Source organism: Cognatishimia coralii (genome assembly GCF_037478305.1).
GTDB classification, from domain to species: Bacteria; Pseudomonadota; Alphaproteobacteria; order Rhodobacterales; family Rhodobacteraceae; genus Cognatishimia; species Cognatishimia coralii.
On the sequence record NZ_JBBGAZ010000008.1, the window covers coordinates 95,902 to 114,631 of the forward strand.

Annotated in this window: 18 protein-coding genes and 1 tRNA gene; 11 read left to right on the top strand and 8 right to left on the bottom strand. The window is 57.6% G+C overall.

The features are described from left to right. Window positions 1–84: 84 nt before the first annotated feature. Window positions 85–1,056: a TAXI family TRAP transporter solute-binding subunit gene (locus WG622_RS14095; protein ID WP_209356963.1), complete on the bottom strand. Its 972-nt coding sequence runs from the start codon at window positions 1,054–1,056 to the stop codon at window positions 85–87. A gap of 218 nt (window positions 1,057–1,274) precedes the next feature. Between WG622_RS14095 and WG622_RS14100 the strand changes: the two genes are divergently transcribed. The 3 genes from WG622_RS14100 to WG622_RS14110 all read left to right on the top strand — a co-directional run bounded on the left by WG622_RS14100 (window position 1,275) and on the right by WG622_RS14110 (window position 5,235). Further along, the gene (locus WG622_RS14100; protein WP_339404200.1) at window positions 1,275–2,606 is read left to right on the top strand and encodes an aspartate aminotransferase family protein; all 1,332 of its coding nucleotides are present in this window, start codon (window positions 1,275–1,277) and stop codon (window positions 2,604–2,606) included. A 72-nt stretch (window positions 2,607–2,678) separates the two neighbouring features. Then, complete coding sequence (locus tag WG622_RS14105; protein WP_339404201.1) at window positions 2,679–4,589, top strand: ATP-binding protein; 1,911 nt, start codon at window positions 2,679–2,681, stop codon at window positions 4,587–4,589. A 34-nt stretch (window positions 4,590–4,623) separates the two neighbouring features. Next, complete coding sequence (locus tag WG622_RS14110; RefSeq protein WP_339404202.1) at window positions 4,624–5,235, top strand: response regulator transcription factor; 612 nt, start codon at window positions 4,624–4,626, stop codon at window positions 5,233–5,235. A gap of 58 nt (window positions 5,236–5,293) precedes the next feature. Here the strand turns inward: WG622_RS14110 and WG622_RS14115 are convergent. Further along, window positions 5,294–5,367, bottom strand: a tRNA-Cys gene (locus WG622_RS14115). 139 nt (window positions 5,368–5,506) lie between these two features. On the opposite strand from WG622_RS14115, the gene WG622_RS14120 reads away from it, so the two are divergent. From WG622_RS14120 to WG622_RS14135, 4 genes are all read left to right on the top strand, one after another. Beyond that, window positions 5,507–6,160 carry a protein-L-isoaspartate O-methyltransferase family protein gene (locus tag WG622_RS14120; RefSeq protein WP_339404203.1) on the top strand — a complete coding sequence of 218 codons (654 nt, stop codon included), beginning with the start codon at window positions 5,507–5,509 and terminating at the stop codon, window positions 6,158–6,160. Window positions 6,161–6,218: 58 nt separating this feature from the next. Beyond that, window positions 6,219–7,604: a TolC family outer membrane protein gene (locus WG622_RS14125; RefSeq protein ID WP_339404204.1), complete on the top strand. Its 1,386-nt coding sequence runs from the start codon at window positions 6,219–6,221 to the stop codon at window positions 7,602–7,604. 71 nt (window positions 7,605–7,675) lie between these two features. After that, window positions 7,676–8,521, top strand: a complete 846-nt coding sequence (locus tag WG622_RS14130) for a hypothetical protein (protein ID WP_339404205.1) — start codon at window positions 7,676–7,678, stop codon at window positions 8,519–8,521. A 33-nt stretch (window positions 8,522–8,554) separates the two neighbouring features. After that, on the top strand, window positions 8,555–9,118 hold the full coding sequence (locus tag WG622_RS14135) for a cobalamin biosynthesis protein CobQ (RefSeq protein WP_339404206.1): 564 nt from the start codon (window positions 8,555–8,557) through the stop codon (window positions 9,116–9,118). Between the two features lie 58 nt (window positions 9,119–9,176). Here WG622_RS14135 and WG622_RS14140 read toward each other — a convergent pair whose 3' ends face one another. Next, a complete protein-coding gene (locus WG622_RS14140) occupies window positions 9,177–9,497 on the bottom strand; it encodes a DUF6280 family protein (protein ID WP_339404207.1) in 321 nt (106 codons plus the stop codon). Window positions 9,498–9,704: 207 nt separating this feature from the next. On the opposite strand from WG622_RS14140, the gene efp reads away from it, so the two are divergent. Beyond that, complete coding sequence (efp, locus tag WG622_RS14145; RefSeq protein ID WP_209356935.1) at window positions 9,705–10,268, top strand: elongation factor P; 564 nt, start codon at window positions 9,705–9,707, stop codon at window positions 10,266–10,268. 77 nt (window positions 10,269–10,345) lie between these two features. Here efp and ygfZ read toward each other — a convergent pair whose 3' ends face one another. Then, window positions 10,346–11,083, bottom strand: coding sequence for a CAF17-like 4Fe-4S cluster assembly/insertion protein YgfZ (ygfZ, locus tag WG622_RS14150; RefSeq protein ID WP_339404208.1), 738 nt, complete (start codon window positions 11,081–11,083; stop codon window positions 10,346–10,348). A 66-nt stretch (window positions 11,084–11,149) separates the two neighbouring features. Between ygfZ and WG622_RS14155 the strand changes: the two genes are divergently transcribed. After that, window positions 11,150–11,827 carry a TIGR04283 family arsenosugar biosynthesis glycosyltransferase gene (locus WG622_RS14155; RefSeq protein ID WP_339404209.1) on the top strand — a complete coding sequence of 226 codons (678 nt, stop codon included), beginning with the start codon at window positions 11,150–11,152 and terminating at the stop codon, window positions 11,825–11,827. Window position 11,828: 1 nt separating this feature from the next. Here the strand turns inward: WG622_RS14155 and WG622_RS14160 are convergent, their stop codons facing one another. After that, window positions 11,829–13,721 carry an ABC transporter ATP-binding protein gene (locus WG622_RS14160; RefSeq protein ID WP_339404210.1) on the bottom strand — a complete coding sequence of 631 codons (1,893 nt, stop codon included), beginning with the start codon at window positions 13,719–13,721 and terminating at the stop codon, window positions 11,829–11,831. Between the two features lie 251 nt (window positions 13,722–13,972). On the opposite strand from WG622_RS14160, the gene WG622_RS14165 reads away from it, so the two are divergent. After that, the gene (locus tag WG622_RS14165; RefSeq protein WP_339404211.1) at window positions 13,973–15,172 is read left to right on the top strand and encodes a pyridoxal-phosphate-dependent aminotransferase family protein; all 1,200 of its coding nucleotides are present in this window, start codon (window positions 13,973–13,975) and stop codon (window positions 15,170–15,172) included. On the opposite strand, the gene WG622_RS14170 is transcribed toward WG622_RS14165, so the two are convergent. Both WG622_RS14170 and WG622_RS14175 read right to left on the bottom strand, forming a co-directional pair. Further along, window positions 15,169–15,372 carry a hypothetical protein gene (locus WG622_RS14170; protein ID WP_339404212.1) on the bottom strand — a complete coding sequence of 68 codons (204 nt, stop codon included), beginning with the start codon at window positions 15,370–15,372 and terminating at the stop codon, window positions 15,169–15,171. The genes WG622_RS14165 and WG622_RS14170 overlap by 4 nt on opposite strands. Window positions 15,373–15,451: 79 nt before the next feature. After that, entirely contained in the window at window positions 15,452–16,555 is a 1,104-nt protein-coding gene (locus WG622_RS14175; protein WP_339404213.1) for a pyridoxal phosphate-dependent aminotransferase, read from the bottom strand. 108 nt (window positions 16,556–16,663) lie between these two features. Between WG622_RS14175 and WG622_RS14180 the strand changes: the two genes are divergently transcribed. Further along, on the top strand, window positions 16,664–17,449 hold the full coding sequence (locus WG622_RS14180) for a crotonase/enoyl-CoA hydratase family protein (protein WP_339404214.1): 786 nt from the start codon (window positions 16,664–16,666) through the stop codon (window positions 17,447–17,449). A gap of 64 nt (window positions 17,450–17,513) precedes the next feature. Here the strand turns inward: WG622_RS14180 and WG622_RS14185 are convergent, their stop codons facing one another. Beyond that, window positions 17,514–18,701 carry an MFS transporter gene (locus tag WG622_RS14185; RefSeq protein ID WP_339404215.1) on the bottom strand — a complete coding sequence of 396 codons (1,188 nt, stop codon included), beginning with the start codon at window positions 18,699–18,701 and terminating at the stop codon, window positions 17,514–17,516. Between the last annotated feature and the right edge of the window lie 29 nt (window positions 18,702–18,730).

Sequence of the window (18,730 nt, forward strand, 5' to 3'; positions counted from 1 at the left end):
TTGTTATGGTGGAGAGGCGCCAGGGACGCCCCTCCGAGGTAGAGAGGCGCAGGGTCGCCTCTCTGCAAGCAAGCAGTGCTTGGTTTAGTTGATCCAACCTTGCTCACGGTAGTACTTCGCAGCACCAGCGTGCAGAGGAGCGGACAGACCGGCGGTCGCCATTTCCTCTGGTTTCAGGTTGGCAAAAGCTGGGTGCAGCTTTTTGAAATCGTCGAAGTTTTCAAAGACTGCGGAAACAACGGTGTAAACCGCGTCTTCAGATACATCAGACGAAGTCACGAAGGTTGCGCCAACACCGAAGGTCGAGGTGTCTGCGTCATTGCCGCGATACATGCCACCCGGGATGGTTGCGGAGCGGTAGAAAGAGTTGTCAGCAATCAGGCCATCAACCGCGTCGCCACCTACGTTCACGAGAACAGAGTCACAAGCGGTAGTTGCTTCTTGGATAGAGCCAGATGGGTGACCAACAGTGTAAACCATCGCGTCGATCTGGTTGTCGCACAGCGCTGCGGATTGTTCCGCCGCTTTCAACTCGGTTGCGAGAGCGAAGTCGCCTGTTGTCCAGCCCATTGCTTCCAGCAGAACTTCCATGGTGCCGCGCTGACCGGAACCTGGGTTGCCGATGTTAACGCGCTTGCCCTTCAGGTCTTCGAAAGAAGAGATGCCTGCGTCGGCACGTGCCACAACTGTGAATGGCTCTGGGTGTACAGAGAACACTGCGCGCAGGCCTTCGAATGCGCCCGCGTCAGAGAATTTGGATGTGCCGTTGTAGGCGTGGTACTGCCAGTCAGACTGCGCAACGCCGAATTCCAGCTCGCCTTCGCGGATGGTGTTGATGTTGTAGACAGAGCCACCGGTGGATTCCACAGAGCAGCGTACGCCGTGCTCTTTGCGGCCTTTGTTCACCAGACGGCAGATCGCGCCGCCAGTTGGATAGTAAACACCGGTCACACCGCCGGTGCCGATGGTGACGAAGTCTTCTGCGAAGGCAGCTGGTGCGGACAGTGTCAGCGCGACAGCGGTCGCGGCAGCAGCTGTAAATTTTGAATATGACATAGAGTCTCTCCCAAAGTTTTATGTGCTGCGAAACCCCCATCGGCCCAACGGCCCACACACCATTCCACGGCGTTTGAGGGTCAAAAGCCGAGGTCCCAGAACAGCACTCGTTAAGAGGTTCTTAAAAGGCACGCTTTCTGTCTATGCGCGTCACTACCTATAGAAATCACCTATCCAATTTGACAGCATCCGTTCGACACGACCATGGAATCGATCAGATGAGTCACGTATTTCCAAGAAATTCCAATAAGTTACCTCCGGTTGGGAAAGTCGGCGCCGGGGTTCACCTGTTTGACGCGGACGGCAAGGCCTATTTTGACGGATCGGGCGGAGCGGCGGTCTCTTGTCTGGGGCATGGCGATCAGGATGTGATTGACGCGATCAAATCTCAGCTTGATTCTATGGCTTTCGCGCATACCGGTTTTCTAAGTTCAGACCCTGCAGAGGCCCTAGCTGATCTGCTGGTGTTGCATGCACCAGAAGGGCTGGAGCACGTCTATTTCGTGTCCGGCGGATCCGAAGCAGTAGAAGCGGCTTTGAAGCTAGCGCGACAATACTTCGTTGAGATTGGCCAGCCACAACGCTCAAAGATCATCGCGCGCCGCCAGAGTTACCACGGCAATACGCTCGGCGCATTGGCTGTAGGTGGCAACGAATGGCGCCGCGCGCAATTTGCGCCTTTGCTGATCGACGTGAGCCATATCAGCCCGTGCTATGAATATCGCGAGAAACACGATGGCGAGACAACGTTTGACTTTGGTCAGCGCATGGCCAATGAGCTTGAGGACGAAATCCTGCGGTTGGGCGCTGATCAGGTCATGGCCTTCATCGCAGAGCCTGTCGTCGGCGCGACCATGGGGGCGGTGCCGTCGGTTGAGGGCTATTTCAAGCGCATCCGCGAGATCTGTGACAAATACGGCGTGCTCTTGATCCTTGATGAGGTCATGTGCGGCATGGGCCGGACAGGGACGCTTTTTGCTGCCGATCAGGAAGACATCAGTCCCGACATCTGCACCATCGCCAAGGGGCTTGGCGCGGGCTATCAGCCGATTGGTGCAATGCTCTGTTCGGGCAAGATCTATCACGCGATCAAAGACGGCAGCGGATTTTTCCAGCACGGGCATACCTATGTCGGCCACCCAACGGCCTGCGCGGCGGGCTTGGCCGTGGTGCAAAAGCTGACGGGGGGGCTCGTGGATCAGGTGGCCAGCAAAGGTCAGCAATTGACGGATATGCTGAACGATGCGTTCGGTCAGAACCCTCTGGTAGGGGACATCCGTGGACGCGGCCTTTTCATTGGCATGGAATTCGTCGCAGACCGCGATACCAAAGCAGTCCTTGATCCCAGCCACAAGTTCAACGCGCGCCTGAAAGCGGCCGCATTTGACGCCGGTTTGATTTGCTATCCGATGGGCGGTACGATTGACGGCAAGCACGGAGACCACGTCCTGCTGGCACCACCCTTTATTTCGGAACCCCATCACTTCGAAGAAGTCGTGGACAAGCTTGGGGCAGCGGTGGCCAAGGTCTCTGCGGATTTAGGACTGTGATCGGTACTCTTGGTAAGTAAGCTGCGCAAAGAAGGGGTGAGGTTTTCGCTGGGCTTCGTCCTGGCCATCAGCTTGGCCGGCTTGCAGTTTATTGCGATCCTCTTTGTGGTTACGACCTCCTATGTGTCCTCAGAACGCGCCATCCTTGAACATGCGCGTGGCTTGATGGAGCGGGCAGGGGCCAATGCGATCGAGCACACGAAACGCTTTCTGGAACCTGCGGGTGAAACCACCGAACAGGCGCGGCGCGTCCTGAATAGCGGCCTTGTTGGCGTCAAAGACCGCGAGACCATGGAGCGCTATTTCTTTCAACTGCTCCAGACCGAGCCTCAGATCGCGGGCATCAACTACGGCGATGAAGAAGGTAACTTTGTCTACGTGATGAAGAGCAAAGGGCCCGGGCCATTTCGGACCAAATTCATCACGATCAAAAACGGCATCCGAGAGGTCGACTATATCTGGCGCACCGCAAACTACGAGGTTGTGGCGCGGGATAAGGATCCGCTGGACAAATACGACGCGCGCACGCGGCCTTGGTACATAGAGGCGACGGCGCTGGATGCGCGGATCTGGACGGACCCCTATATTTTCTTCTCCTCACGCCAGCCTGGAATCACCGTCGCCGCGCCGGTGGTTTTGCCGGGCAAAGGTCTGCAGGGTGTGGTGGGCGTGGATGTCGAGATTTCCGATATCTCGCGGTTCCTCTCGGATCTGCGGGTCAGCGAAAGCGGCTCTGCTATGATCCTAAGCGAGACAGGAAGCCTGCTTGCCCATTCCGACCCAAGTCAAATTCAGGTTGAAAACGCGGATGGATCCCTGAGTTTCACCAATATCAACGAAGTGACGGACCCGATTTCACGCGCTGCGTTTTTGAATATCGAGGGCGCTGGATCCGAGGATTTTGGCACGCAGTCCAACTTTGAATATGAAGGGCAAGAATACCTTGGGCTATTCGCGCCTCTTGCCGGCATCGATCTGCCTTGGACCGTTGCTGTGATTGCGCCTGAAGACGATTTTATCGGCGGAATCAAAGAGAACAGGTCTCGAAACACGTCAATCGCAGCGATTATTTCCATTTTCACTGCGCTTGCCGGTCTTGCCTTGGCAGAGCTGATCCTGCGCCCCGTGCGCGCGTTCGCTGTGCGGACTGCTCTGGTGTCTCAGGGCGAGGTCTCAGCAAAAGCGCCTCTGCCGCGCACCTATCGCGAGTTGAGTAAAGCCAACAAAACCCTGATTGACGAAATCGCGCAACGTCGTGAATCCGAGGCCAAAGTCCAAGAACTCAGCCGAGACCTGGCGCATTTCTCGCGGGTGAATGTGATGGGGCAAATGGCCAGCGGATTGGCGCATGAGCTGAGCCAGCCTCTGACGGCGATTTCTCAGAACGTGGATGCAGCGCTTTCCACCGCGAAACAGGATACGCCCATCAATGAGGATCTGATCGCCATTCTGAGCGAGCTGGATGAACAGGCCCACCAAGGCGGCGATGTCGTGCGCGCGCTGCGGGGGTTTGTGCGCAAAGACGAAGGCGAGACTGCGGAATTCGATTTCAACGAGCTTCTGGAACAGGCCAAGCGTTTGATGCGCCATGAGGCCGAAGATCATCAGGTGAAACTGGTCTATGAGAAGGCCGTTGACCCGATTGTGGTTGGCAACCGAGTACAAATCGCGCAGGTGCTCATCAACCTGATCCGCAACGCGCTGGAAGCGATCTCGGCGGCGAAGGCAGCTGATCGCGAGGTGACGGTCCAGACGATGTCCAAAGACGGCAAGCTTGAAGTCAGGGTCACCGACACAGGGCCGGGCGTGTCCGAGGATGTAAAGCTGTTCAAGCAGTTTCAGACGAGCAAAGAGGATGGCATGGGGCTTGGGTTGTCCATCAGCCGGAAAATCGTGGAAACAAACGGCGGGCGACTTTGGCACGACAAAACCCGCACGCCGGGCGCGACCTTCTGCTTTACGATCCCGCGCCAGATTGACTAGGAAGACGCGATGACGCTTTGGCTGGATGGTTCCTATGGATAGCCCAACAGTATTTCTGGTTGATGACGAAGAAGACGTGCGCAGCACTTTATCCCGCGCGCTGAAAAAACGCGGCTTTTCAGTCGTTTCTTTCGACTCGGCGCGCGCCTTCCTAGATCAGTACCAAAACGAACATGGCTGCCTCGTGTTGGATTACGGCATGCCCGAGATCAATGGGCTGGAGCTTCAGTCTCTGATGAACGACACCAATCTGACCCTGCCGATCATCTTTATTTCCGGGCACGGAGGTATTCCTGAATCGGTTCAGGCGATGAAAGCAGGGGCTGTTGATTTCCTGGAAAAACCGTTCCGCCAAGGAGACCTGGTCGCCTGTATCCAAACCGCCTTTGAACGTGACTTGGACATGCGCGCGGCTTTGTCAGCCCAAAATGACGCTAAAGCCCGTTTTGACCGCCTCACGTCGCGCGAACGCGAAATCGCGGTGTTTATGATGGAGAACCCGTCAAACACCGCCAGCAAGGAAATCGGTCGCGCTCTGGATATCTCACCGCGAACAGTCGACCATCACCGCGCACGTATTCTGGAAAAGCTAGAGCTTGGCTCTGTCATTGAACTCGTAGAATTCTCTAAACAATTCACGGCCTAAGCGTGCGCCTTTGAAACGCTAAATCGCTAATTTTGTGGGGTGTCCCAAGCGGGTTTAGTGGAGGCGAGTACCGGAATCGAACCGGTGTACACGGATTTGCAATCCGCTGCGTCACCACTCCGCCAACTCGCCATCCGTGGTGTGTCGTGGGCAATAACTGAACTCTGAGGCGCCCGCAAGAGCGAAGACGCGCCTTTTGTTGCGCTAGTCGTTGCGACCTCAGTTTTAATGTGGCAAGAGGGGATAACGGAAATGAACCGATGAGTTTAGAATGTCAGACTACGCCACGCGTCGCACTGCAATGGTCGATACCCAGATCCGGCCTTCCGATGTCACCAAATTCCCGATTATCGAAGCAATGTTGACCGTTCCGCGCGAGGCATTTGTGCCGATGGACATGCGCGAGGCGGCCTATATGGGCAAGAACCTCGATATGCGGGATGGACGGGTTCTGCTGGAACCACGCACTTTGGCTAAGATGCTGGATGCGTTGGATATTCAGAAGAACGAGCTGGTCTTGGATGTGGCAGCAGGCCTGGGGTACTCCTCGGCCGTTATTGCGCGTATGGCAGAGGCTGTGATCTCGGTTGAGGATTCTGAGGCGCGTGTGGACGAAGCCCAGACGATTTTGTCCGAACACAATGTGGACAATGTGGTGATGCAAGCGGGCCCTCTGGGCGAAGGCGCTGCGGAACATGGGCCATATGACGTGATTTTGGTACAGGGCGGTGTCGAAGAATTGCCGAATTCTTTACTCGACCAGTTGAAAGATGGCGGACGCATCGCATGTGTAAGGATGACCGGCGCTTTGGGCGACGTTCAGATCGGATACAAGCTGGATGGTGAGATCACCTGGCGCTCGATCTTTAACGCGGGCGCGCCGGTACTAAGCGATTTTGCGCGCGCAAAGGCGTTTGCACTTTAACATAGCGATTGGCCTTTGGCGGGTGGTCGCAATTGACACGAGCAGAAGGAACGCGCTCATGCGTGTAAAAGGTATTTTTGGTAAAGCGGCGACAGGCATTCTGGTTGCAAGCATGGCGTTTTCCATGGCCAAGGCGGATACGCTGGCCGATGCTATGGCCGGGGCCTACAGCCACTCGGGTCTGCTGGATCAAAACCGCGCTTTGCTGCGGGCCGCTGACGAAGGTGTGGCGCAGGCCAATGCGGCTCTGCGGCCGATCCTGAACTATGCGGCGACCGCGGCGCATAGCTATAACTCTACGACAAATGTGACGTCGAATACGGCGACAATCACGCTTAGCCTTTCTCAGCTTCTGCATGACTGGGGCGCGTCTCAGGCGGGCATCGAGGCGCAAAAGCAGACCGTTCTGGCGACGCGTCAGCAGTTGATTTCAATCGAGCAAAACGTGCTCTTGGCGGCGGTTGATGCCTATATGAACCTGCGTCGTGATACGGAAATCGTGGCGCTGCGTGAAAACAACCTGCGTGTCATCACGCGCGAACTGCGCGCGGCCAATGACCGTTTCGAGGTGGGCGAGATCACCCGTACCGATGTCGCAACTGCCGAAGCGCGTCTGGCTGGCGCGCGGGCTGAGCTGGCCGCAGCGCGTGGCACGCTGATGATGTCTCAAGAGATTTACACCGCCGTTGTGGGCAAACGTCCAGGCACCCTTTCTGCGCCGGGCGCTTTCCCTGCAACCGCAGCATCTGCATCGGCAGCAAGCTCGTTGGCTGTCCGCAGTCACCCGGACATGTTGGCCGCGCAATATCAGGTTGCCGCCGCAGAGGCGGGGATTGCCCAAGCGCGGGCTGCGATGCGTCCGTCGACCTCGCTGAGTGCGAACCTTGGTTTCACCGATGACTTGCGTGGCACGACCACGACGAACACGCGGTCTCTGTCCGTGACGGCCTCGGGTCCCATCTATCAAGGTGGCCTCATCAGCTCTCGTCTGCGTCAGGCGATGGCGCAACGGGATGCCGCACGCGGTGGGCTGCATGCCACCCGTCACAACATCCGTCAGGGTGTCGGCATTGCCTGGGCTCAGGTTCTGTCCGCACGCGCTCAGACCGCGGCAAGCCAGGAACAAATCAAAGCCGCCGAAGTGGCCTTTGAGGGCGTGCGCGAAGAGGCGTCCTTGGGATCTCGGACCACACTGGATGTGCTGAATGCCGAGCAAGAGTTGCTGAATGCGAAGGCAAATGCAGTTTCCGCACAAAGTGCTGAATATACAGCGACTTACAGTCTTTTGGCGTCTATGGGTCTTTTGACCGTGGATCACCTGAACCTGCGTGTGCAGCGTTATGATCCAGAGGCCTACTATAACCTTGTGAAATCCGCGCCTGTGTCGCGCAGCAAGCAGGGCGCACAGCTGGATAAGGTGCTCAAGGCGCTCGGCAAGGAATAATCGGACAGGCTCTTGTTGTTTCACAGGGCGTCTGGCGCTACACTGGCCGCTAAGGCAAGAGTGGTACAATAATGTCAGACCCTTTGAAAAAAGACGAAATAGAGGACGTTCTGTCCTCGATTCGCAGGCTTGTGTCCGAAGATGTGCGCACGATGGCGGAACCCGAAGCGGTTGCTCCGGCTGAAAAGCCTGTGCAAGAGGCGGTGGACAAGCTGGTTTTGACGCCGTCTTTGAGGGTCGAGGAAGAAGCCAAAACGCCTGAGGCGTCTGGCCTCTCGATGGAAGAACTTGTCGCGCAGGAAATGGCGAAAACCACCTCTGAGCCAGAACAAGGGCCACGTGTTCTGACGCTTTCCAAAACCGGAGCAGACACCGCTGCGCCAACGCAGGGTGCGACGATCTCGGCGGAAGCGCTGCGGGGCAGTGCCCCTGAGGTTGAAGAGGCCGTTGAGGACGCGCCAGAGGCCGCGACCGAAGAAGCACCAGAGCCTGAGGCAACTGCTGAAACTGTCGAAGACGCGCAAGTCATGCCTGCTGTGGAATGGCAATCTGTCCGCAGCTATTCCGAGATGGAGTTTGATCCCGAAGCCGCCGGCGATGGGGATTACGCTGGCACCGAAGTTGAGGCGCTTGAGTGGGGGCAGAACGCTGACACCGCACGCCCCGCAGCCGAGGCTGAAGTGCAGCCAGAAGAGCCGGCCTCGGAGGCTGTGATCGACGCAGAGGTCGTGTCAGCGCCAAAACAGGACGATGCGCCCTACGAGGCCGTTCTGGACGAAGAGATGCTGCGGGATCTGGTCGGCGAAATCGTGCGTCAGGAACTGCAGGGCCCGCTGGGAGAACGCATCACGCGCAATGTGCGCAAACTGGTGCGCCGCGAGATCAATCGCGCGCTTGCATCGCGTCAGATGGACTGATCCCATGGCAGCCGTATTGAGGGATGGCTGCCGATGAATACACCCGCTCATATCCTGATAGGCTGGGCCGCCTTTGCCCGCAAGGGCGATGCACGCGTGGTGGCCGCTGCCATTCTTGGAGGTCTGGCGCCGGATCTCTCGTTGTATCTGATGGCAGGAACGTCTTTGTTCCTGTTGAACATCCCGCCAAGTGTTGTCTTCGGAGAGCTTTACTTTAGCTCGACTTGGCAGACGATCTTTTCCATCGACAACTCCTTCATTGTTTGGGGGATTTTGCTGGGCATTGCCGCCTATCGACAAAGCGCGGCAGGGATTGTGCTATGTGCTGCTGCGATCCTGCATCTTGTTCTAGATTTGCCGCTACATCACGACGATGGCCGCGCGCATTTCTGGCCGCTGAGCAATTGGATCTACGAAAGCCCCATCAGCTATTGGGACCGCGCCCATCACGCGGGCTATGTGGCGCCCGTGGCGGCGACACTTGCGACGGTGAGCGGGTTTGCGATTGTCAAAGATGATTGGAGGCGCTGGCGGACAGTCTTCGTGGTGGCTCTGGTTGGGCTGGAGCTTTTTGGGGCCGTCGTGCTTTTCGGATAGGCCAAGAAAAAAGCGCCCCCCGAAGGAGGCGCTGACACTGAGTTCTTTTTAAGGGTACTTATGCCGCTTCGGCCTCGAGCGCCGCATTGCGACGTTCGCTTTCCTCGCGGGACAGAGCAACAGAGGTGCGCACACCTTTGCCGACGAAATCCATCAGGCCAGAGACCACACGTTCGTTCGGGTCAATACCTGCGCAAGACAGCACTTCGCGTCCGTCGCGAGAGCGCGCCCAGCGGGCGATTTGGTCGGGCCCATTCCCGTATTTCTTGTCATCCGCAATTGCGTCATCCAGGGCAGCAAGTACGACAGCGGCAAACAGCTTGCGAGAGCGGTTGCCCTGTTCGTTATTAAAAGCAGTGCCATCAACGAAATCGATCATCTCGTCGTCCTTTGTTTTATTGGTCTTGTGTTTTTGGCGTGAGGTGCCTTATGGCGTATCGAACTCGATTCGGGTACCCCAAAGTTGCATAGCTTCTATGCGTTGGGCGCATGGCTCAGAACGATATACGCGTGCTTGTCACGTCTTTCAGGGCGAGATATAGGTGCTGCGAACTACCGATCAACCCTTTCGTCATGGTTTTGTCACATGCCTAAAATCAACGGAAATGAAATCCGTCCAGGGAACGTCCTGGAACATAACGATGGCCTTTGGGCTGCTGTTAAAGTCGACCACGTCAAGCCCGGTAAAGGCGGCGCATTTGCGCAGGTGGAACTGAAAAATCTGCGGAATGGATCCAAGCTGAACGAACGCTTCCGTTCTGCCGACAAAGTCGAACGCGTGCGTCTGGAGCAGAAGGACCAGCAGTTCCTGTATGAAGACGACGGTATGTTGATCTTTATGGACACTGAGACATACGAACAGATCCAGCTACCAGCCGATCTTCTGGGCGACCGCCGCCCGTTTTTGCAGGACGGAATGACGATTGTCGTCGAGTTCTATGAGTCAGAAGCGTTGAACGCCACTGTGCCACAGAAAGTGACCTGCAAGATTGTCGAGACCGAGCCGGTTGTCAAAGGCCAGACCGCAGCAAACTCTTTCAAACCTGCGATCTTAGACAATGGCGTCAAAGTCATGGTGCCACCGTTTGTGGGGCAGGACGAGATGATCGTGGTCGATACGATCGCTATGGAATACTCCGAACGCGCATAATTCGCGGCTTGGGTGAACAAAAAAGCCTCCGGCGCGTGCGTCGGAGGTTTTTCATGAGTATTTTTGGCAAGATGAAACTAAGGGCGCGTTAGTTTCGCGGCCCCTGCCTGCATCTCTCCGGTAGCGCGGTCAAAGCGCAGATAGGCCAGTGCCTGGTTCCCTGCGCGGCTGTGTAGCGTGCCGACGGGTTTGCCATTGGCTGTGATCTCATCGCCGGGATCCGCTGGGCCTGAAACCGTTACTTTGGCCAGACCTTTCCGCAGCTCGGTTTTGTGTTTCATCCGCGCGGTGACTTCTTGCCCGACATAGCAGCCTTTGCGGAAATCGACGCCGCCCAAGCGCTCAAAGCCCATTTCCAGGATGTAACTGTCTGAGTGCAGCTCAACGCCTGTCTGGGGGACCTCGGCGGCCACGTAGAGCTTGGTCCAGTCTGTTGTGTCATCCGTTTGCACTACATCGCGGTAGGCGCGCCAGCCGAGGGTAGGGTCTCGTGGGTCCAGATGCCCATCCTCAGGCGCATCAGAAAGGCCGCGATGCACATAGAGGTCCGCATCGGTGATCTCAACATCCGCGCGCAGTTTATACATCGACAGGCGCATTTTCAGCGGCGCGGCGAGGCTCTCGTCTACGTCGATGAGGATGTCCTCACCGTCAGCAAGCATAAAGAAATCAGCCAGATACTTGCCCTGAGGTGTCAGCAAAGCCGCATAGACGAGCCCGTCGCTTGTCTTGTCGACATCATTGGTCACAAGGCCCTGCAGGAAGGATTTTGCATCGCCTCCCGAGATGCGAAGGATATGTCGCGCGTCTGCCATGTCTTGATCCTGTTCTTTTTCGTAAAGTTAATATAGAGAGTGCCTGCCCGTGCAAAAGAGGGAAACGTGCGCGCTCCGTTATCAATCATCATTCCGACGCTGAATGCCGAGGCAGGACTGGCCGCAACGCTTGAGGCGTTGATGGAAGGGCTGTCGGCTGGGCTGATCCGTGAGGTGATTGTCAGCGACGGTGGCTCTGGCGACAGGACGCAGGATATTGCCGATGAGGCGGGCTGTGTGATCGTCTCTGGCAAAGCCTCGCGGGGCGGGCAATTGGCGCGTGGGGCAGAGGCCGCTCGGGGTGAGTGGCTGTTGTTTTTGCACGCAGATACGCTGCTTGAGGCAGGGTGGTCCGCCAAGGTTTCGGCGCATTTGAAAACCGGGCGGGTCGGGTATTTTCGATTGCGGTTTGATGCCACCGGGTTTGGCCCGAGATGGGTCGCTGGTTGGGCGAACCTGCGCTCACAGGTCTTTGGGTTGCCTTATGGGGATCAGGGCCTTGTGGTGCCGCTGAGTGCTTACCGAGCGGCTGGGGGGTACCCAGAGATCCCTTTGATGGAAGATGTTGCGCTTGCGCGTGCTTTGCGTGGACGCTTGCAGGGGCTGCCCTGCGAGGCTGTAACCAGTTGGGAGCGGTATGAGCGTGCTGGGTGGCTCAAACGAGGCGGACGCAATCTGATGACGCTTCTGCGATACTTCCTAGGGGCTTCGCCGGACCGTTTGGCGGAAAGCTACCGCAAATAACCTAAAGCTTTGGCAGGCGCGACAAGAGACGCGCGATAAAGCCCTGTTTCACCTCGGGGTTTGCGATCTCGCCGCGACTTGTACCTTGGCGGGCGCGTTCTTCGGCGGTTGGGCCGTCTGAGGCAAATTGCAAAGCATGAAGTTCCGCATAGACACCGTTTTGGGCTAGCAGGTCTTCGTGTGTGCCTTCTTCGACGACGCGGCCTTTGTCCATGACCACGATTTTGTCGGCTTCGCGCACAGTGGAGAGGCGGTGGGCAATGACCAGAGTTGTGCGCCCTTTGGACAGTTTATCAAGCGCTTCTTGCACCAGAACCTCGGATTGCGCGTCGAGCGCAGAGGTGGCCTCGTCGAGCAATAGGATGGGCGTATTGCGCAAAAGCGCGCGGGCGATGACGACGCGTTGGCGTTGACCTCCAGAGAGGCCTGAGCCTCGGGGACCCACGCGGGTTTCCAGCCCATCGGGCAGTTTCTTGACGAAGTCGCTGACATGGGCGGCATCCAGCACCTGCGCCAATTGGCGTTCTGTAACGTTGCTGCGTCCGAGCAGGATATTTTCGCGCAGGGTTTCGTCAAACAGCATGGCGTCTTGGCTGACAACAGAAAACAGGTCGCGCAGGCCGGATAGGCTCATGGTCGCGGTGGCAACGCCGCCGATTTGGGCAGTGCCTTTGGTTGGGTCCACAAGGCGGGTCAGCACGTTAAAGAGCGTGGATTTGCCCGCGCCGGATGCGCCCACGATGGCGGTGGTTTTGCCGGCTTCGGCGGTGAAGCTTGTGCCGTTCAAAACCTTGGCGTCGCCATAGGAGAGGTAAACATCGTCAAACTGAATGGCGAGGTCTTTGGTTGGGGTTTTCACGGGTTTGGGCGGTGATTTCAAGGTCGGCTCGGCCTCGAGCAACTCGCGCAAACGTTCAATTGATGCAGCGGCCACCTGCCATTGCCCGCTGATCGCGCCAAGACGGCGCAAAGGTTCGAAGGCGAAGCCAAGCGCCGTGAAGAACGTCATGAACTCGCCAATGGTCTTTTCACCGGCGATGATTTCAGAGCCGCCATAAAACAAGACGCCAAGGAAACCCAGGCCTGCCATGATGTCGATCAGGCCTGGAATGGTCGCGGCGCCCGTGGCGGAGCGCACTTCGGTGGTGACCAAAGACCCGGTGAGCTCTCGGAATTGGCGGGACTGGTAATCTTCGAGGCGGTTCAGTTTGACCGGAATGATGCCATGAAAGATCTCGTCCAGACGCGTGGCGAGGCGTGCACCAAGATCGCGTGCCTCGCGGGCGCGGCGGCGCACGAACCTCTGCACCAGAGCGGAGGGAAGAACCAAAACCGGCGTACCGATGCAAGCGACGAGCGTCCAACGCCAGTCCACACTGACGGCAACGCCCAAGAGGACCAAAAGACCAATGAAATCACGTCCAGCACCGGTTAGAACTGTATTCCAGACAGTATTGATCTGCATGACGTCTGTCTGCAGTCTCTGGATCAGATAGCCAGGTGGATGCTGTTGGTGAAAAGACATGTCCTGACGCATGAGCTTGTCTAGAAGTCGGGTGCGTAGATCTGCGGCTGTCCGTTGCGATATCAGGGTAAGCAGGACTTTCTGACCAATAGATGAGAGCGCGCGGGCGACAAAAACGCCCATAATAACAAGTCCGACCCAACTGAGAGCCTCGGTGTCGCCCGCAACAAAGACGTTATCAAACATTGGCTGCATCATGCGGGCCAATGCCCCTAACATAGAACCTTCGATGATCATGAAGACCAGCGCCAAAAGCAGAAAAACAAAGTGTTTGCGGAGGAAATTGCGCCAAAGCCAGCCCAAAAGGACGCGGCTGCTCTCGCCTTCTTCGGGCGCAGATCCTGCGGTCTTTTCGGTCTTGTCAGTCACGCGGTGAACGAGGCCCCGTTTTTGAACGCTGTCTGGAGCGCCCGATGATCGTATGCGCTTGCGATCCATTCTTCAAATGCGATTTCGGATTGCCAAATTCAGGTGGCGTCAGTGACATGGGTTCTCTTTCAGGGACGGCCCACGTAAGGCCTGACTGCGCTGTGATGTAGAGAGTCTTGCCCCCGCTGGCAAGAGATTGACCTTTCAGAGCAAGGGCGTAGTGTCGCCTCATAAGAGTAAGAGGTCCCTTCATGAGTCTGTCTAACGGCCGGTCGTATTTGGCCATTCCCGGCCCTTCGGTGATGCCGGATCGCGTGTTGCGCGCTATGCATCGCGCTGCTCCCAATATTTATGCGGGTGAGTTGGTCGCGATCACTGAGACCATCGTACGTGACTTGAAAGTTGTCGCCGGGACCCAGCACAATGCCGCGATTTATATCGCTAATGGTCATGGTGTCTGGGAAGCGGCTCTGCGTAACCTTCTGGGCGCTGGAGACAAGGTGCTTGTGCCCTCTGTGGGCCGTTTTGGCGAAGGCTGGGCAGAGATGGCAAAGAGTATCGGGGCCGAGGTTGAGCTGATGCCCTTTCCGCATCTTGAACCCATGGACATGGCGCAGATCAAGACGCGGCTCGAGGCGGATAAAGACCACCAGATCAAAGCGGTGCTGATCACGCATGTGGATACCTCAAGCTCGATCAAGACAAACCCGCGCGCCTTGCGCGACGTCTTGGATACCTGCGATCATCCTGCGCTTTTGGGGGTGGATTGCATCGCCTCTTTGGGGTGTGACCGCTTTGAGATGGACGCCATGGGGGTGGATCTGATGATCGCCGCCAGCCAGAAAGGTATGATGGTGCCACCGGGTGTGGGCTTTGTGTTTTTTAACGACCGTGCGGCGGCGGTGCGCGATCGCCTAACTTATGTCAGTGGCTATTGGGACTGGAAACCACGGGCATATCCAGAGGCGTTTTATCAATATTTCGGCGGCACGGCCCCGACCCATCATCTTTATGGGCTACGGGAAGCGCTGGATATGTTGCTGGAAGAAGGCATGGAGGCGGTTTGGCATCGCCATGAAGTTCTCGCGCGCGCGATTTGGGCGGCTGTGGATGCGTGGGCCGAAGCAGGACCAATGGCTTTGAATATCAAAGATCCTGCCCATCGGTCCTGCGCTGTGACAGCGGCGCATGTTGGCGCGCCTGCCGGGGCTGAGCTGCGGGCGTGGCTTGAAGAAAAAGCCGGCGTGACGCTTGGCATTGGCTTGGGCATGTCTACCGAGGAGGACCCCAAAGGCGAAGGGTTCTTCCGCTTTGGTCATATGGGGCATCTCAATGCGCATATGGTACTGGGCATGTTGGGCACGGTTGAGGCCGGCATGATTGCCCTGGGCATCCCGCATGGTGCGGGCGGGCTTTCGGCGGCGGCGCGGGTCGTGGCTGAGGGCGCTTAGCGTTTCACATAGACCGCGTCTCGCTGGGCTTTGCGCCAGGCGAGGCGGGTGATGCACAGGTTTATCGCATAGGCGAGCATGCCAACCGCGACCAGACCCCAGACCGCCCAGATGGTCACAAAGACCATGAGCAAATTCACGAAACCCATCCACAGGCAGGCGACGCGATAATCCGGAGCTGATGTCATCGGGCCCTTCATGGGGCAATCCTTGGCTTGTCCTCTTAAGATAAAGTGTAGCTCAGTTTTGCCTTAATGCGAGACCACCTTTTCGTGAGCCCTACGAGAGTGACTTAATCGCCTCGGGCAGGGCTTTGGCGACATGTTCTAAATCCTCGGGACGTCCACAGCTAAGGCGGATGCACCGGTCCTGAGGGGAGACAAACGGCATCCGCACAAAAATACCGCGCGCCACGAGCGCCGCGAGAAGGGCCTTGGCGTAGTCTCCGTCGCGATGGCAGTCGATGGCAACGAAATTTGTGGCCGAGGGCAGGGCGGTCAGTCCGTTTGCACGCGCGATCTCTGCGATTGTGGCACGCGCTTCGGTCACCTTTTGGCGGGTTTGAGACAGCCAGCCTTGATCCTCCAAAGCTGCCAGTGCGGCGGCCTGACTGGCGCGGTTCATGCCGAAATGATTGCGGATCTTGTCAAAGCTCTTGATCAAGTCCTTCGCGCCCATGGCATAGCCAACGCGGGCGCCTGCCATCCCATAACCCTTTGAAAAGGTGCGCATGCGGATGACTTTTGGGTGCTCCACATCATAGACGGCTTCGGTGCCTTCGGGGGCAAGTTCGACATAGGCTTCGTCCAAAACCAAAAGGCAGCCGTCGGGGATCTGGTCAAGCTGGGCTGCAATGTCTTCGCCCTTCTGCCATGTGCCCATCGGGTTGTCGGGATTGGCGAAATAGATCAGTTTGGCCTGCGTTTCTTGCGCTTTGGCGATCAGGGCGGGCAGGTCTTCGTGGTCGTTCAGGTAGGGCACGGTATGTAGCGTGCCGCCAAATCCTGCGACGTGATAATTGAAGGTCGGATAGGCACCGAGCGAGGTTACCACGGCATCGCCTTGACCAATCAACAGGCGCACAAGATATCCGAGCAGCCCGTCGATGCCTTCTCCGACCACTATGTTGTCGGGCGAGACCGTGTGAAAAGCTGCCAAAGCATGGCGCAGATCATGGTTCTCGGGATCGCCATACATCCAGATCTCTTCCGCGGCGTTCGCCATGGCCGCGATGGCCTTGGGACTGGGCCCGAAAATATTTTCGTTTGCGCCAAGACGCGCAGCAAAAGGTCGGCCCATGGCGCGTTCCTGGGTTTCGGGGCCAACAAAGGGCACAGTCGCGGGAAGGCTTGCGACGAGATCGGTATAGCGTGGTCTACTCATGCTGCGAGAAAAGCGGATTGCGGGGCAATCGACAAGGGCTTGCCGCGACGTTTGCCTAGTCTTGCGGAAAAAATCCTCAGATAGTTGGTAGAGTTTTAGGAGGTTCCCATGTCCCGCGTTTCTGTCGAAGTTTCTGATCATATCGCTCATGTCACCCTGACCCGCGGCGACAAGATGAACGCGCTGGATCAGGCGATGCTGGAGGCGATTGTTGAGGCCGGTGAAGGGCTGATCGGTAATCGCGACGTTCGAGCTGTGGTGGTGTCAGGCGAGGGCGATGCCTTTTGCGCGGGGCTCGACGTCATGAGTTTTGCTGGCTTTGCGGGCAAAGACCCCGAGGCGCTTTTGGTGCCGCGAGAGTTTGGGCAGTCCAACCTGTTTCAAAGGGTCTGCACCGTCTGGCGCGACATTGAGGTGCCGGTGATTGCGGCGGTTCACGGGGTCTGTTTCGGGGGCGGCATGCAGATTGCTCTGGGTGCGGATATGCGCATTGCGACACCGGCAACGAAACTTGCGGTGATGGAGATGAAATGGGGCTTGGTGCCCGACATGGGCGGCATGGCGCTTTTGCCCACGCTGATGCGCTCTGATGAGATGCGGAAACTGATTTATACGGCAGCCCCTATCGAGGTCGAAGACGCACAACGCATGGGGCTGGTGACAGAGGTCACCACCGATCCCCTGGCGCGGGCAATGGAATTGGCTCGCGAGATCGCAGGGAAAAGCCCAACAGCGATCCGCACTGCGAAGGCTTTGGTGGCATTCGCAGAGAGTGGGGCCTCTGAGGGTGAGGTTTTGCTGGAAGAAAGCCGCGCTCAGGCCAGCTTGATTGGCAAGCCTGAGCAGATGGAAGTCGTCATGGCCAATATGCAGAAACGCGCGCCGAAGTTCTGAGGGACGGGGCTTTGCCGCCTTGGCCTGTCGGCCAATTCCCCCAAAGTATTTTGGGCAAGATGAATTAGCTCTTTGCAGGCTTCGCAGGCAGTAGGCTTGTGGCGACCGCAAGAGCTCCGAAGGTGGCCATGAGGATCGGGATCGTGTGGTGGCTTCCGGTGAAGATAATGGCGGCAATGGCAGATCCGACGGCGCCAAGAGACACCTGAATGGATCCGATCAGCGAGGCTGCAAAGCCTGGCATGTCTCCGGCCGGATCCATTGCCATCGTGTTTGACGTGGGAAGGATCATACCAAAGGCAAAGACATAGAGGCAGATCACAGCCCAGAACACCGAAAGAGTGGGCGTGACAAAGACGAGCGCAAAGCAAGCCAAAGCCGCGATCCCAGTCATGGCGATGGCAAGGCGGTTCACGCGGGCCAAGTCATGACTGCCAAGCAAGCGTCGCGTAAGCAGGGCTCCCGCAGTATTGGCGAGGGCCGCAAAGGCGAAAAGCGCTCCGAAGGCTTCGGGGTCCACGCCATAGGCTGCCTCGGTGAGGATCGCGCCCATAGAAAGCATGCCGGCATAGCCCGCGAATACAAAGCCGCCCTGGATCATCGGGACTGAAAAGGCGCGCATACCAAAGAGACGGCGGGCGTTGGGAATGATGAATGAGAGGCTCAGGCGTTCTGGGCGACGTTCGGCATCCGTGTCGGGGATGTAGCGCGCGGTATAGAGGATGTAGCCCAGCGAAAACAGCGCGAGCGCATAGAAGATCGCGGGCCAGGCAAAAAGGATCAAAAGACCCGATCCGATGATTGGGGCGATCATGGTCGAGACCGTGAGGACGGCGCCCAAGACCGCGAGGATGCGTCCGGCACGGTTGCCGGTTGCCGCGTCGCGCACCATGGCGCGGCAGATGACGGGGGCTCCTGCAGAGAGGCCTTGCAGCGTGCGCAGGACTACGAGCCAGGTAAAGCTTGGCGCAAGCGCACAGGCGAAGCTGGTGATGGCAAAGGCAACCAAAGACAGTTGCAGTGCGAATTTGCGGCCATAGGCGTCCGAGAAAAGACCCCAGAAGAGTTGGCCGACGCCATAGGCCAGCAGGTAAGCCCCGATCAGCAAGGCGCCTTGGGAGTCGGCCACCTGATAGTCGCGGGCGATGACGCCTGTGGCGGGCAAGAAGATATCTGTCGCAATTGCAGAGATCGCGGTGACGCCACCCAGATAGATCGTCGCGCGGGTGCTGAGGAAGGGGGATTTTGCCATAAAGAACGCCTTTCGTCTTGGCGAAGGTC

Bases quoted from the DNA above. Each gene is read 5' to 3' on its own strand.
- WG622_RS14180 (WP_339404214.1), top strand. From the start codon at position 16,664: ATGTCCCGCGTTTCTGTCGAAGTTTCTGATCATATCGCTCATGTCACC.
- WG622_RS14165 (WP_339404211.1), top strand. From the start codon at position 13,973: ATGAGTCTGTCTAACGGCCGGTCGTATTTGGCCATTCCCGGCCCTTCG.
- efp (WP_209356935.1), top strand. From the start codon at position 9,705: ATGCCTAAAATCAACGGAAATGAAATCCGTCCAGGGAACGTCCTGGAA.
- WG622_RS14125 (WP_339404204.1), top strand. From the start codon at position 6,219: ATGCGTGTAAAAGGTATTTTTGGTAAAGCGGCGACAGGCATTCTGGTT.
- WG622_RS14095 (WP_209356963.1), bottom strand. From the start codon at position 1,056: ATGTCATATTCAAAATTTACAGCTGCTGCCGCGACCGCTGTCGCGCTG.
- WG622_RS14110 (WP_339404202.1), top strand. From the start codon at position 4,624: ATGGATAGCCCAACAGTATTTCTGGTTGATGACGAAGAAGACGTGCGC.
- ygfZ (WP_339404208.1), bottom strand. From the start codon at position 11,083: ATGGCAGACGCGCGACATATCCTTCGCATCTCGGGAGGCGATGCAAAA.
- WG622_RS14175 (WP_339404213.1), bottom strand. From the start codon at position 16,555: ATGAGTAGACCACGCTATACCGATCTCGTCGCAAGCCTTCCCGCGACT.
- WG622_RS14140 (WP_339404207.1), bottom strand. From the start codon at position 9,497: ATGATCGATTTCGTTGATGGCACTGCTTTTAATAACGAACAGGGCAAC.
- WG622_RS14130 (WP_339404205.1), top strand. From the start codon at position 7,676: ATGTCAGACCCTTTGAAAAAAGACGAAATAGAGGACGTTCTGTCCTCG.
- WG622_RS14120 (WP_339404203.1), top strand. From the start codon at position 5,507: ATGTCAGACTACGCCACGCGTCGCACTGCAATGGTCGATACCCAGATC.
- WG622_RS14100 (WP_339404200.1), top strand. From the start codon at position 1,275: ATGAGTCACGTATTTCCAAGAAATTCCAATAAGTTACCTCCGGTTGGG.
- WG622_RS14170 (WP_339404212.1), bottom strand. From the start codon at position 15,372: ATGAAGGGCCCGATGACATCAGCTCCGGATTATCGCGTCGCCTGCCTG.
- WG622_RS14135 (WP_339404206.1), top strand. From the start codon at position 8,555: ATGAATACACCCGCTCATATCCTGATAGGCTGGGCCGCCTTTGCCCGC.
- WG622_RS14185 (WP_339404215.1), bottom strand. From the start codon at position 18,701: ATGGCAAAATCCCCCTTCCTCAGCACCCGCGCGACGATCTATCTGGGT.